Raw genomic sequence first — 13,516 nt, 5'->3', positions numbered from 1 at the left:
CTGCGCGGCGGGCATTGCGCTGGCGAGCGAGATGGCGGTGCTGGACGAGGTCAGAGTTTCTTGAAGTATCGCGCGACCGGCCAGCGTTGAAATCCTGCGGCTTCGTAGGCGGCGCGGGCGGGCAGGTGTCCTGCCTCATCGCCGGTTTCCACCATAACCATCGCCATGCCCGCTGCTCGGATAGCGGTGAAGGCGTGCGTCATGAGGTGGCGGCCAATACCCTGACGTTGGCAGGCGGGGTCAACGGCCAGGACGTAGATTTCGCCCATATTGTCTTCGGGATGCAGGCGAATGCCGACCCAGCCAACGGGCTGCCCGCCTCTCCATGCCAGCCAGACGCGTTCCGCCTCTTCATCTAAAAAAGTGTCCAAGTCGGCCAGCTGCCGTTTCTTCCAGCCTGCGGGATAGAAATTGTGATAGACGAAAGCGGGAACGGCCCGGCGCATTTCGGCAAAAACCGGCTGCCAGGCGCGCAGGGAGAGTGCCAACACGGCATTTTTATCTTGTACCCGGTAGGGCAGGATCTCTGGCTCGGCAGATAGCATCATTACCACTCCAGGGTTCTGCGTTTGCGGGTGCGGAAAGTCCAGCGTTCCGTTTGTTCCTTGCCGCCCTGGGTGTAGTGGAATTCGGCGGTGTATTCGGTGTCGTAATCGAGCGGGGCGGGGGCGAACAGGGCAAACTCGTTCGCCTGCATCAGGCGGTGGCGGTCGTTCGCGGCGGTGAGGATGATCGGGTTGCGGATTTCGCCTTTGTCGGAACGCAGGGTGAAAGCACGCATTTCCACGGGGGCCGTCGTGCCATAAAAGGCGATGCTGACTGGATTGCCGACGGCTTTGGTGCTGGGCATGGGGTTGGGGATTTCCTTGCCGTCGTAGGCGGGTTCGATGTTGCCACCGGCGGGGTATTTGACTGCGCCGATGTAGTAGCGGCGCGGTGCGGCATCAAGCGGGATTTTCACCGTCTGGCCGTTGCATTCCATGGTGAGGACGTAGCGTTTGCTCGCTTGGCTGCCCGCCTGCGCGCACAACTCGCGTTCGCGGCTGCTACCCTGCACGATGACGAAGGCGGCGTGGCGGCTGCGGACCCAGGCGACACCCGCTTCATCGTGGTCGGGGTCGAGCAGGGCGAGGCGGTGATAAAGGGCGGTCATCAGACCGTCGGTGCTGCGGATGCCGCTGCGTGCGAAGTTGCCGGCGGTGAGATTTTCCACCACCGGGGCGGGATAACCGGCGGCGGTGGCGCGCGCCTGCGGGTCGGCGCCGGTGTAGTGCGGGTTGCGGCGGTTGTTTTCCTTGTGGCCGTGCGCGTCTTTACCGAGATAGGCAGCGTGATTCTGCGCCGCTTGGGTCAGCGCGGAATTGGGGCGCAATTCCTGTATTCCTGCCTGCGCCCGCCAGTGGTTGAGGCGTTCCAGCCCCGCTTTCGCTTCTTTGTCGGGGTCATAGTGCCACTGTGAGAACCAGGCGATGCCGAGAAGGACAATGGCGAGCGGCAGCCAGAATTTAACGATGCGCTGCATCACGGAAGAGTGTTGCGACATGGGGGAGGGTGGGTGTGAATGGGTGGCAGATTGTACAGGCAGCCGGGAACGTATGCGGTTGTCTTGCTTGGTGCGATGCCTGCGCTTGCGTCCGAACGGAATGCGGGCGACAAAAGAAGAAGCCCCGCCGTGGCGGGGCATGTTGCTTTATGTGTCGTCTTCCTCGTCATCTTCGTCTTCGTATTGCGCGGGGGATTCGCCGACTTTTTTCACGATGACGGCATAGGGTTCGTCGCCAATGGCTGCCGCTTCCAGCGGATAGATTTTTTCCAGGCACAAGCGGTGCATCCAGTCGTCGCCGAAGTCGAAACGGTAGTAGATGAAATCTTTTTCTTGCAGCTTCGCGTCGTCAAGGGTGAAGGTCGCGGCGTTGTGGGCGATATCGCCTTCATCCATCATCATGTCGGCCTCTTCCATGCTGTACGGGTCAAAAACCCGCTCTTTGCAATCGTATAAGGCGTGGTCGCTTTTTGCTTCTTCGCGGGTGAGGATGAATTGGTAGAGGTGCGGGTCGTAGCGGTCAAAGGCGGTGAAGATAAGGTCGTGCAGGTCTTCGAAGGTGGCATTGCCGGCGATGTCGAGGATGCGGTGCAGTTTGTTGGCTGGCACAGCGTGGTATTCGATGAGCGATATTTTGAAGCGGTAGATGTTGATGGACATGGGGTTCTCCGGTTGGGGGCAGTTTCGCTGGATGCGGATTTTAGTCCTGCTTGGCGTCGGCTAGAAATCGAAGCGCATGCCTTGCGCGTAGGCAAAACGCAGTTCATCCGCGCCGATAAAGTCGCTGTCAATGCTGGCATCCTGCTGGCCGCTGGCTAAGGCGCTGTAAAGGTCGGCATAGCGTCTGCGATAGCCGCAGGCACGGATATGGTGGCTGAGGAAATCGTGCGCTGCCTCGCTGCCGCCACAGCAGAAGGCGTAATAAAAGAGGCCGGTGTGCAGGTTTTTGTTGTCCAGCCAGGGATTCAAAGCGCTGCCGTGCTGGCGCAGGTAGGCGACAGAGGCGGCTTTATCGGTAAACAGATCGCACAGGGGCAGGGCGTATTGCTGCAAATCAGCGACGATGCCGCGCACGCTGTGCGGCAGGCTGGCGCCTGCCAGTTGCCAGTGGCGCCAGTCTTTTCTGGGGGTCAGGTAACCGAGCTGGTTGGCATAGAAAATACCGCTGGTGTCACCGTTTGGCAGGGATTGGCTCTGCGCCCATTGTTTGAATTGCCTGGAGGAGAGCGTGAGATGCACCAGCATGGTGATGTTATGCGCACCGTTGTTGCGGCTGCCCTGAAAGCGGATTTCGCAGACGGTGTCTTTATCGGACAGGTCTTTTTTCAACACCTGCCCTTTTTGCAGGAGGCGGAAGCCGTCCAGCTGGGCGGAGATTTCTGCGCAGGCGTGGAGGAAGGTTTCGCGGGAGGTCATGGGTGGTTGAATTGAGTAAAAAGAAAATCATGTGAGTAACTTAAATTACCTATTCTAAACTTACTTCAGTCTCTCCAATAAATATATTGCCTATGATTTATATATAGAGAGTTTTCTGCATAGTAGAGAGTTAAAATTATAATAGGTGTATAAGCCAATATTGCAAATACTTTTGTAAACCCTTGTTTTATGCTGTCATCATTGGTAAGAATTATTTCAAATAATGTGCGGATAAGTATTGGTGAGCTACTAAAATTAGAAAATAAAAAATCTAATATTGTAAAAACAATAACCCCCCATGCAAAGTAAGACATCCTGTTTTGTGACTCTATCTCATGAATATAATTATTTAAATCTTCTACAAGCACACTATTGCTACTCTTTATAGCTCTTTCTCTTAGAACATAGACATTTTTTTTGTTGGGATCGTTGGCTGCAACTGAGTAGTATCGTGCGTACCAATGCCAGAAGTTATGCCTCATAAAAAAGTCATAAAAAAGACTAATGGTTTTAAATATTAATTTAACAATGGACGGCATAAGAATTATTACTATTGTATCAATGCATATAAATCCTTTTGGTTCTTGCAATAAATCAAATAATGATACTCCTTTTAATCTGTAGTAAAAGCTAGAAAGGGAAAGTAAGAATATTATAAATAAAAGCCACTCTTTGCTTGTGATCCACTTGATCAATTTAACATCAAGATCTTTAATGCTTCCCAATAAACTAAACATTTAGCATCACCTCCAGATAATAAATTTAAAAATTTTAATAGACTTCTTGCGTATATCCCTTTTTCCCTCAAACATATAATTGTTTATGTTTGAATTTACGATAGTTTCTGGTTCAGAAATTAGTTTCGCAAGAGGCTTGATAGAAATTAATAATTTAGTTTCAAAATCTATCTATAATGCAATCTAAAATAATTTTTTTTTGTACCTCTGGATGAAATTCTTCGCACATGGTATTGAGTCGAACATTATTTTTCTCTTTAGGCTTAGGAATGCGAATTTCTTTTTTAATAATCCATCGAACATGGCGTGCAAAGGAAAACCTACTTTCTAAAAATCTACTGTTGTCATCTTCTAATTTAGATTTTTCCACAAACCCTATTCCTTTGATAACAAAATCTTTAGAACTTGGAGGATACGATTTTATATATACGATATCTCCCACTTTTAAAGTAGATAAGAATTGTTCAATCTCTGGAGCATCTGTTTCATCCCAGCCCACTCCTACTACTCCATCATTTATGAAGTTTTGAGCCATATTTGTATCACCATAGCTAGCACCAATACCAAAAATTGCCATAGTTCTCTCCTTTTTTAAAATTAATCAACAGATTGTTATTTAACCCTCACAACTGCTGCAATTCAATAAATTGCGGTTAAAGCGTTGTGCCGCGCTGATGCTGTGCTGGTAGTAGATAGATTTAAGGCCGAGTTCGGCGGCGGTGAGGTAGAGCTGATTGATGTCGCGGGTCGGGGTATCCGGGTGGATCATGACGTTGATGCTTTGCCCCTGGTCAATGTATTTCTGCCGCTGTGCTGCCTGCTGGATGACCGCCAGTTGGCTGATTTCGGAGAAGGTTTTGTAGATTTCTTTTTCTTCGTCGGAAAGGGCGGCGAGGTGTTGCACGGAGCCGTCGTTCAGGAGGATGCTTTCCCAGGTTTTTTCGGTGTTCAGGCCTTTTTCTTCGAGGAGTTCGACGAGGAAGGGGTTTTTGTAGGTGGTTTTGATTTTGGCGAGGTCTTTGACGTGGTAGTTGGATTTGAAGGGTTCGACGGAGGGTGAGACGCTGCCGAGGATGAAGCTGCTGGATTTGGTCGGGGCGATGCTCATCAGGGTGGTGTTGCGGCGGCCATAGCCGGTGAGGATTTCCGGTTCGCCGAATTCGGCGGCAAGTTTTTTCGAGGCGGCGAGGGTTTTTTCTTGCAGCAGGCGGAAGATTTCGTTGTTTTTCTGCATGGCGGCGAAGCTGTCGAAGGCGATGCGCTGCGATTGCAGGTAGCTGTGCCAGCCGAGGACGCCAAGGCCGAGGGCGCGGTGGCGTTTGGCGAAGCGGTGCGCGCGGTCAAGGAAGGGGATGTCCGCGCTTTTGGTGATGAATTCGCTCATCACGGCGTCGAGGAAGCAGGTGAGGGTTTCGACGGCGTCGGTGTTTTTCCATTCTTCGTAGTGCAGCAGGTTCATGGAGGAGAGGCAGCAGACGAAGCTTTCTTCGTCGCTGGCGGGCAGCATGATTTCGGTGCAGAGGTTGGAGGCGTAGATGGGCAGGTCAAGTGCCTGATAGACGTCGGGGCGGCCAGCATTGGCGTTGTCTTTGAAGAAGAGGTAGGGGATGCCGGTTTCGGCTTTGCGTTGCAGGACTTTGGCCCAGATGCGGCGTTTGTCGGCATCGCCTGCTTTCATGTCTTCGAGCCACTGGTTGCTGATGCAGACGCCGTAGTACATAAGCTGGATGGGGTTGCCTTCAGTGTGAATGTCCAGCCATTCGTCGATGTCGCCGTGGTCAATGTCGATGTAGCCCGCGAACTGGCCTTTGCGTGAGGTGCCTTGCGAGATGACGTCAATGATGGTGTCGAAGAGTTTGCTGAAGTTGAAGGAGCCGTCGGATTTGCCGTTGTTGTTAATGGCGCTGCCGCGCGGGCGGATGTCGCCGAAGTAGGCGCTGGTACCGCCACCGATTTTGCTCATCATGCCGACTTCGGCGGTGGTGCGCATGATGTCGTAGATGGAATCGCCGATGTAGCTGCCGAAGCAGGAGATGGGCAGGCCGCGGCTGAGACCGAAGTTTGACCACACCGGCGAGGAGAGGGAGTAGTAGCCGCGCGCCATGTAGTGGTGGAAGCGGTCGGCAAAGGTGGGGTCGTTGAGGATTTTGCCGGCGTGGTTGGCAATGGCGCGGATGCGGGCTTCGGGCGTGGTGCCGTCGAGCAGGTAGCCGCGCTCCAGGAAGAGGCGGCTGCCTTCGTTCAGCCAGGCGAAGTCGGGGCGGGAGGCAGCGGTACTGTTGGTTGCGGTCATGGTGTTTCCTTGTGTGTGGGCGCAATGGCAAGGCGGGCTTTCCCGCCCGCTTGTTGGTGTTGCTGTGTGGGGTTAGAAAAGGTCGTCGGCGGTGATTTGTTTGGTCTTCTTGCTGTAATCGGTGCTGCGTTTGTAGAAGAAGTCGCTTTCTTTGCCGGAGAGGATTTCGATGTCGAACCACTCGGTTTCGCGCAGTTTGCGCGCGTCCACGAGGTAGGGCGCGTTGATGCCGAGGATGCCGAGTGAGTTGTTGTAGCGGTTGACGATGTAGTTTTCCACGGTGTCGCGGGTGATGAAGCTGAGGTCGCCTTCTTCAAACATCCAGTCGAGGATGCCGCGCTCGGCTTCAAGCGCCTGATCGGCCAGTGTTTTCAGTTCGTCGTAGAAATCAGGAGTGAAGAGGCGCGGGTGTTCTTCTTTGATGATGCCGTAGAGGGCGATGCCGAAGCGCCCGTGGATTTCTTCTTCTTTGGAGGTGGCTTCGACGGCGTTGGAAATGCCCTTGAAGAGGTTGCGGTGTTTGTTGAACGACATGATGACGAGGAACTGTCCGAAGAGCGAGATGTGCTCAACGAAGAGCGAGAACATCACCAGCGAAAGGACGAAGCGCTCGCGGCCGATGTCTTTGTCGCGCATGAAGTCTTCCATGTATTCGATGCGCCGCATCAGGGCGGGGATTTGTTTGATCTGGGTGAACATTTCGTTCATGCCGAGTTTTTCGAGGAGGAAGGAGTAGGCGTCTTTATGGCGCACTTCGCTTTCGGCAAAGGTACCGCCAACATCGTCGATTTCGGGTTTGGGGAAGTAGCGGTAGAGGTCGCCCCAGAAGCGCTTGACGCTGACTTCGACTTGCGAGATGGCCAGCATGGCGCGGGTGAGGACGCTGCGCTCGCGTTCGTTGATAACGGTGCGGTAGTCCTGGATGTCGCCGGTGAAGTTGAATTCGGTGTGCAGCCAGTAGGAATGGCGGATGGCGTCTTTGAATTCGAGCAGTTCCGGGTATTCGTAGGGTTTGATTTCCAGGCGTTTTTCGAAGAGATTGCGGGGTTTCATGGGGTTTCCGTCTGAATAAAAAGAAGGGTACGCGCAGGCGCGATTGTGCGGCATTGTAGGGAGATTTTTCCGGATGGAAATCTTGACAAAATACACGCCGGCTTAGTCGGCTGAAATGGTGGAGATTTTTGTTAAGCGCAAAATATGGGGTGGGGTTTGTGACGGAAGCACCATATGTTGTGTCGGCGCGTGAGGTGCGCACATTATTGAGGCGGCTGTCAGGACGGCACAGCGGGGATGGTGGCGTGTCGTCCGGTTATAGGCGCCTGCCCGTCATGATGTTGCGCGGCAATAGAAGGGATCCGCCAAGCGGCGTGGTTGCTGGGTTTGCCAAGCGGTACGGTTGCCGGGTTTTGTCGCTACGCGGGTTGGGAGGAAGGGATTTTTTTGATGATTAGAGATTTTTGATGGCATCCGCGCCGAGGATGCCGGGGTGGTTTCTGATGAGGTCGTAGGGCAGGATGGTGTCTTCGGGATGGGCATGGGCGGCTTTGCTGGGCGGCAGCAGCGGGCCGATGTAGAGACCGCGCGGGGTCAGGTAGAAGTAGGGGTATTGGTAGTCCTGGGCGCGGTAGGGATAGCGGCGCATGCTTTGTGGTGCCGCCGCTTGTAACGCATCCAGCAGCCAGGCGGCGCGGGTTTCGCGCAGGGCTTGATCGGCGGGGGCGTCGTCAGCGAGGAGGTGCGGTGCGCCATCGCCAATCCAGAGTAGATCTTCGAGTTCGAGGCCGCGCGCCTGCTCAATGTCGTAGGTGATGCCGTAGTGGCCGCCAAAGCCGCAGGGGGTTTGTTCGTGGATATGGGCGCTGATGTAGCGCGGGCCGAGGTAGGTTGGCTCCATGTCAACGCGGTAGTTGAGCGCGGCGCGTTTGTCCGCCGGCAGGGCAGCCAGGCATTGGCGGCGGGCATAGAGGGTGGTGAGTGCTTGGGCGCGCAGGTAGGGGTTGATGGTGTCGCGGTTATCGTCGTAGCCGCCGCTGATGAGGAAGTGTTCGAGACCGCTGACAGGTTCGCGCCAGTATTGCAGCTTGATGGCGTTGTCGTTGTGAGCGGTGGTTTGGCTCGGTGTAAAGGTGATGTCGTCCAGCAGTGCTGCTTCGTAGGGCAGTTCGGTGGCGAAGAGGCGGTTGGCGGGGTCGCGGACGGGCGGGGTGTAGGGCGTGAGCGTCGAGTCGCCCTTGATGTGCCAGTTATCGCCGCGCTGTTCGAGGTGACTGCCGGTAATGGTGCAGTAGCAGCGGGTCTCTGCCGGGCAGTTATCATTTGGTGTGAGCGGGAAAGGCAGGCGTTCGTCTTCGTAGTGGTGGGTCAGGGTGTCGCTGTCGAGGACAAGGACGCGCCCCGCATCGTTGCCGCGATAGACGGCAGAATGGGCGATGCAGGCGGCGGTTAACGTGAGTGGGGCAAGCAGGCGACGCATGGTTCAGAAGCGGTAGCCGACGGAGATCGCGCCGAAGCTGGAGCTTTTTGCCAGTGGGCTTTTGAATTCGCGACTGCGCCAGTTGACGGTGTAGCTGATGCGGAAGTTTTTGTGGTTGTAGGCGGCGCCGAGGGCAAGGTCGTGCACGAAGGGGCGGCGTTTGACGTGATGGCTGTCTTTCCAGGTGTTGCCATCGAGGAAGATGTTGTGCGCCATAAGGCGGGCATCGTAGCCGAGGTAGGTCATCCAGCCGTGGCCATCGGTATATTCGAAGTAGCCGCTGCCAGGAATGGCGGGACGGACGCGCACCGGCTGGGTCTGCCAGCGCAGGTTGGTCGGGGTGAGGTCAATGGTGAAACCGGCGTTGGCGTAGGTATAGACGTTGCCGAGGGTTACGCCGCCATGCGGGGCGAAGCGGGCGTGCAGATTTTTGCCAATATCGGCGGTGTACCAGCCCGGCCAGGAGCGTTCCCAAGAGAGGATGATGCCGGGCTCGTCGCGCAGTTGGTACTTCCAGCCGTGCGGCTGGTAGTCGGCGTGAATGAGACGGTGGAATTTGTCCTGGATAAATTCGCCTTGTGCGGAAGGGCCGATCCAGCCGAGGGTGAGTTCGACATCGTCCATGTGGCGGTCGGTGATGGTGCTGATGCCTGCCGAGCCATAGAGGAAAGCGGCGTAGGGACGGTCGCGCACGTCAAGGGTGCTGCGGTCAATGTCGCTGGGGGTGTAGAGATTGTGGCCGAAGGAGAGATAGGTGCTGGTGGTTTTGTTGGCGTCGAAAGTCGGTACGAGGCGGTCAATCCAGTCGGCATAGAAGGGCTGCCCGGCACCAACGTTAAACCAGGTGATACGCAGGCCGTTGGTGTAGTCGCGGTCGTAGCCGCTGCCGAATTTGTCGTTTTCGATATTGAGGGTGAGGAAGCGGTCATTGCCGTTCAGGATGTGTTCAGGTAGGCGTTCGACCAGCGGTTCTTTCGGCTTTTCGATGGTGACTTCCGGGGTTTCCAGAATCACGCCTTCCTTGGGGGTAAAGAGTTGTTTCCATAGGTTGCGTTCTTCGGCGCGAGCGGTGACAGCAAGCAGCATCATGACGAGGTAAGAAAGTTTGCGCATGGGTTTTGGCGGTGGTTTGTGAGGAAGTGGTAATGTAACGTAATCCGACCGTGCGCGGTAGCCCTGCCGTTGACTTTATATAGGGGCGTCCGTATGATTGCGCGCTTTGAATTTTCCCCGATGGAGTTACCGAAATGTCAAAAAGAACGTTCCAACCGAGCAATATTTCCCGCAAGCGTACGCACGGTTTCCGTGCCCGTATGGCTACCAAAAACGGTCGTAAAATCCTGAGCCGCCGTCGTGCCAAAGGACGCCATCGTTTGACCGTCTGATGACGCGGGTCGTCGCGCCGTGAACGCATCTTTTCCCCACACGGCAAGGCTGACACAGCGCCGCGAATACGACCACGTTTTTCAAGCCCCCGAACGTAAAAGCAGCGACCGCTGTTTTACCGTTTTGGGGCGTTCTCGTTTACAGGGCGAGCCGGCCCGCCTCGGACTGGTCGTCGCCAAGCGGCAGATCCGCCGCGCCCACGAACGCAACCGCGTCAAACGGCTAGTGCGGGAGGCTTTTCGCCAACTACCGCAACGTGAAGAGGCTGCGCTGGATATCGTCGTCATCGCGCGGGCGGCAGCGCAGGATACCGACAACGTCGCCTTATTTCGCACATTACACCGTCACTTTCAGCGGATCATTCCATGAAACGGCTGCTTATCGCTCTCATCCGCCTCTACCGCCGCACTCTCAGCCCCTTCATCGGGCAACAATGCCGCTTCGAGCCGACCTGCTCACACTACGGAGAAGAAGCCATTGCAAAACACGGCGTATGGCGCGGCACATTACTGACCCTTTGGCGCATCCTGCGTTGCGGTCCGTGGTGCAAAGGCGGTTATGACCCCGTACCTGACACATTCTTGGTGAAGCATGAAAAATAACCCTAAATTACTTCTTTACATAAGCGCCGCTATCCTGGCGTTTATGCTGTGGCAAAAATGGCAAATTGCCAATCTGCCGCCCGCGCCACCGCAGACTGCGGTGACCCCTGCGGCCGTTACCCCGAGCAATACCGGAGCGGATGTGCCTCAGGCAACGGCTGGCAGCGACATCCCGGCCACCGCCGCCAGTAGTGACATCCCGGTGACGAACGCAGAAACCGGTGCCACCATCCGTGTCAAAACTGACGTATTTACCCTGCAAATCACCAGCAAGGGCGGCACCATCGTCCATGCCGATCTGCTGCGCTACGCCGCGAACAAAAATAGCGATCAGCCGCTGGCCCTGCTCCATCCCGACAACCCGGCACGCTTCCTGCTGCAAAGCGGCCTGACCTCAGGTAATGGCGACAAAGCACCAACCCATCACGCTATTTTTACGGCGCCCGCCAGTGAATACACCCTGGCCGACGGGCAGGATAGCCTGAGCGTGCCGCTTACCTGGCAAGAAAACGGCATCACCGTCACCAAAACCTACACCTTCAAACGCGGTGCCTACGACTTTACCCTCGAACAAAAAGTCCAGAACGACAGCGACAAAACCTGGTCAGGCAACGCTTACCAACAATGGGTATTCGGCCAACCGTTGCCATCCGGCGGCATGGGGCAAGTCGGCACCTACACCGGCGGCGTTGTGTCCTATGACAGCGACCCCTACGAAAAAATCAAACTGGGCACCCAATTCAACACCAAAACCGAAAACGGCTGGGTAGCGATGATCCAGCACTACTTCGTTGGCGCCATCGTCCCGCCGCAAGGACAAACGCAGGAGTTTTACACCAACACCAACGCCACCAGCGGTGATCACTTCATCGGCGTGACCAGCGGCGTGCAACAAATCGCCGCAGGCCAAAGCGCCCGCTTCACCAACACCATCTACATCGGTCCGAAAATCCAGAAAGACCTCAAAGCCGTCGCCCCCAACCTCGATAAAACCGTTGATTACGGCTTCCTCTTCATGATCGGCCAGCCGATGTACTACGTCCTGCACTTCATCCATGGCATCGTCGGCAACTGGGGCTGGGCACTCATCCTCATGACCCTGCTCATCAAAGTGCTCTTCTTTACCCCGTCCGCCTGGGCCTACAAATCCATGGCGAAAATGCGCCGCTTGGGGCCGGAAATGCAGCGCATCAAAGAACAATACGGCGATGATCGTCAGGCCGCGAGCATGGCGATGATGAAACTCTACAAAGACGAAAAAGTGAATCCGGCCAGCGGCTGCCTGCCGATGCTGCTGCAAATCCCCTTCTTCATCGCCTTCTACTGGGTACTCATCGAATCCGTCGAACTGCGCCATGCGCCGTGGCTCGGCTGGATACACGACCTCTCGGCGATGGATCCCTACTTCATCCTGCCGATCATCAACGCCGCGCTGATGTTCCTGCAACAAAAACTCAACCCGCCGCCGCCCGACCCGACCCAGGCCAAAGTCATGATGATGTTGCCGCTCGTCTTCGGCTTCATGTTCATGTGGTTCCCGTCCGGCCTTGTCCTTTACTGGACCGTCAGTAACGCCTTTGGCATCGTTCAGCAATACATCATGAACAAACGCTACGGCGACCGTAAGCACCCGCCGCACGACGCCCACGGCAAAAAACACAACAAAAAATGACGGCACACGACACTATAGCCGCTCTCGCAACGCCGCCCGGAACGGGCGGCGTTGCCATAATCCGCATCAGCGGCCACGACGCCCTCGCCATCGGCACCCGCCTTAGCGGCAAAACCCCGGTGCCGCGCCACGCCACCCTCGCCGCATTACACGACGCGGACGGCAGCCTCATCGACCAGGGCCTGCTACTCTACTTCCCCGCGCCCCATTCCTACACCGGCGAAGACACCCTCGAAATCCACGGCCACGGTGGCATCGCCGTCAGCCAAACCGTCCTCGCCGCCGTCTTGAACGCCGGTGCCCGCCTGGCCGAACCCGGCGAATACAGCCGTCGCGCCTACCAGAACGGCAAAATCGACCTTGCCCAGGCCGAAGCTATCGCCGACCTCATCAACGCCCGCACCGCCGCCGCCGTCAAAGCTGCTACACGCTCACTACAAGGCGCCTTCTCCCAGGAAGTGAACGCGCTTGCCGCCGAACTGCTCGCTCTGCGCGCCTACATCGAAGCCGCGCTGGACTTCCCCGAAGAAGAAAACGACTACCTCAGCGAAGGCGACCTCGAAACGCGCCTGTACCGCTGGGGCGAACGCCTCACCCGCCTGCTTGCACAAAGCGCCCAGGGCCGCCTGATGAACGACGGTATCAACCTCGTCATTGCCGGCAAACCGAATGCCGGCAAATCCAGCCTACTTAACGCCCTCATCGGTGAAGAGCGCGCCATCGTCACCGCCCAGGCAGGCACCACCCGCGACATCGTGCGCGAAACCCTCAACATCGCCGGCGTCCCGGTCAACATCCTCGACACCGCCGGCCTGCGCGATGCCACCGACCACATCGAACAAGAGGGCATCCGCCGCACCAAACAGGCGCTTGCCAGTGCCGACCTCATCCTGCTGCTGGTGGATGGCAGCACCCTCGCGGACAGCGACGACCCTGCCGCTGACCTGCCGTCGGAAACCGCTACCACCCCACGCCTGCTCGCCTACAACAAGGCCGACCAAACCCCGGCGGACATCCAGGCAAACTACCGCGAAGGCCTGTGGCTGTCGGCAAAAACCGGCGACGGTATTGACGCCCTGCGCCACGCCATTGCCGCCGCTGTCGGTCGTGACGAACGCGAAGAAACCCCCTACATCGCGCGCGAACGCCACCTGCGCGCCCTCAAACAGGCCGCGCAACACCACCGCGACGCCCTTGCCCAACTGCATGGTGCCCGCAACGGCGAACTACTGGCGGAAGACCTGCGCCTCGCCCACGACGCCCTCGGCAGCATCACCGGTGCAACCAGCAGTGACGATCTGCTCGGCCACATCTTCTCCACCTTCTGCATCGGTAAATAAACCCTTCGCGCAGCCGCCAAGCGGGATAAACACTGGGTTCCTGAATCGCGGCCA

General features: G+C 56.5%; 15 protein-coding genes. 5 read left to right on the top strand and 10 right to left on the bottom strand.

Going from position 1 to position 13,516, the window contains the following annotated elements; translation table 11 throughout:
* Nucleotides 1-50: 50 nt before the first annotated feature.
* The 10 genes from DY250_RS08895 to DY250_RS08855 all read right to left on the bottom strand — a co-directional run bounded on the left by DY250_RS08895 (nucleotide 51) and on the right by DY250_RS08855 (nucleotide 9,575).
* Entirely contained in the window at nucleotides 51-548 is a 498-nt protein-coding gene (locus DY250_RS08895; protein WP_115611988.1) for a GNAT family N-acetyltransferase, read from the bottom strand.
* The gene (locus DY250_RS08890) at nucleotides 548-1,525 is read right to left on the bottom strand and encodes a CAP domain-containing protein (RefSeq protein ID WP_115612813.1); all 978 of its coding nucleotides are present in this window, start codon (nucleotides 1,523-1,525) and stop codon (nucleotides 548-550) included. Before DY250_RS08890 ends, DY250_RS08895 begins: the two co-directional genes overlap by 1 nt.
* Nucleotides 1,526-1,690: 165 nt before the next feature.
* Nucleotides 1,691-2,203 (bottom strand): IS1096 element passenger TnpR family protein, encoded by a 513-nt coding sequence (locus DY250_RS08885; protein ID WP_115611987.1) that lies wholly within the window; start codon nucleotides 2,201-2,203, stop codon nucleotides 1,691-1,693.
* Nucleotides 2,204-2,263: 60 nt separating this feature from the next.
* Entirely contained in the window at nucleotides 2,264-2,959 is a 696-nt protein-coding gene (locus tag DY250_RS08880) for a hypothetical protein (protein ID WP_115611986.1), read from the bottom strand.
* A 65-nt stretch (nucleotides 2,960-3,024) separates the two neighbouring features.
* Nucleotides 3,025-3,696, bottom strand: coding sequence for a hypothetical protein (locus tag DY250_RS13760; protein ID WP_147293501.1), 672 nt, complete (start codon nucleotides 3,694-3,696; stop codon nucleotides 3,025-3,027).
* Nucleotides 3,697-3,856: 160 nt separating this feature from the next.
* Nucleotides 3,857-4,273 carry a hypothetical protein gene (locus DY250_RS08875; RefSeq protein WP_115611985.1) on the bottom strand — a complete coding sequence of 139 codons (417 nt, stop codon included), beginning with the start codon at nucleotides 4,271-4,273 and terminating at the stop codon, nucleotides 3,857-3,859.
* A gap of 39 nt (nucleotides 4,274-4,312) precedes the next feature.
* On the bottom strand, nucleotides 4,313-5,989 hold the full coding sequence (locus DY250_RS08870) for a ribonucleoside-diphosphate reductase subunit alpha (RefSeq protein ID WP_115611984.1): 1,677 nt from the start codon (nucleotides 5,987-5,989) through the stop codon (nucleotides 4,313-4,315).
* A 72-nt stretch (nucleotides 5,990-6,061) separates the two neighbouring features.
* Nucleotides 6,062-7,042, bottom strand: coding sequence for a ribonucleotide-diphosphate reductase subunit beta (locus DY250_RS08865; RefSeq protein ID WP_115611983.1), 981 nt, complete (start codon nucleotides 7,040-7,042; stop codon nucleotides 6,062-6,064).
* A 394-nt stretch (nucleotides 7,043-7,436) separates the two neighbouring features.
* Entirely contained in the window at nucleotides 7,437-8,462 is a 1,026-nt protein-coding gene (locus DY250_RS08860; protein ID WP_115611982.1) for a hypothetical protein, read from the bottom strand.
* Nucleotides 8,463-8,465: 3 nt separating this feature from the next.
* On the bottom strand, nucleotides 8,466-9,575 hold the full coding sequence (locus tag DY250_RS08855; RefSeq protein ID WP_115611981.1) for a lipid A deacylase LpxR family protein: 1,110 nt from the start codon (nucleotides 9,573-9,575) through the stop codon (nucleotides 8,466-8,468).
* A gap of 134 nt (nucleotides 9,576-9,709) precedes the next feature.
* Here DY250_RS08855 and rpmH point away from each other — a divergent pair, with 134 nt between their 5' ends.
* The 5 genes from rpmH to mnmE are packed head-to-tail and all read left to right on the top strand — an operon-like array spanning nucleotide 9,710 to nucleotide 13,462.
* Nucleotides 9,710-9,847 carry a 50S ribosomal protein L34 gene (rpmH, locus tag DY250_RS08850; RefSeq protein ID WP_115611980.1) on the top strand — a complete coding sequence of 46 codons (138 nt, stop codon included), beginning with the start codon at nucleotides 9,710-9,712 and terminating at the stop codon, nucleotides 9,845-9,847.
* Nucleotides 9,848-9,866: 19 nt separating this feature from the next.
* Entirely contained in the window at nucleotides 9,867-10,217 is a 351-nt protein-coding gene (gene rnpA, locus DY250_RS08845; RefSeq protein WP_006986417.1) for a ribonuclease P protein component, read from the top strand.
* The gene (gene yidD / locus DY250_RS08840) at nucleotides 10,214-10,450 is read left to right on the top strand and encodes a membrane protein insertion efficiency factor YidD (RefSeq protein WP_115611979.1); all 237 of its coding nucleotides are present in this window, start codon (nucleotides 10,214-10,216) and stop codon (nucleotides 10,448-10,450) included. The genes rnpA and yidD overlap by 4 nt, the downstream gene beginning before the upstream one ends.
* Nucleotides 10,440-12,122 carry a membrane protein insertase YidC gene (gene yidC, locus DY250_RS08835; RefSeq protein WP_115611978.1) on the top strand — a complete coding sequence of 561 codons (1,683 nt, stop codon included), beginning with the start codon at nucleotides 10,440-10,442 and terminating at the stop codon, nucleotides 12,120-12,122. The genes yidD and yidC overlap by 11 nt, the downstream gene beginning before the upstream one ends.
* The gene (gene mnmE, locus DY250_RS08830; RefSeq protein WP_115611977.1) at nucleotides 12,119-13,462 is read left to right on the top strand and encodes a tRNA uridine-5-carboxymethylaminomethyl(34) synthesis GTPase MnmE; all 1,344 of its coding nucleotides are present in this window, start codon (nucleotides 12,119-12,121) and stop codon (nucleotides 13,460-13,462) included. Before yidC ends, mnmE begins: the two co-directional genes overlap by 4 nt.
* The last annotated feature ends 54 nt before the right edge of the window (nucleotides 13,463-13,516 follow it).

It is taken from the genome of Cardiobacterium valvarum (genome assembly GCF_900460955.1).
GTDB classification, from domain to species: domain Bacteria; phylum Pseudomonadota; class Gammaproteobacteria; order Cardiobacteriales; family Cardiobacteriaceae; genus Cardiobacterium; species Cardiobacterium valvarum.
The sequence above is the reverse complement of the archived record's forward strand: the minus strand, read 5'-3'. Positions and strand labels throughout refer to the sequence as shown.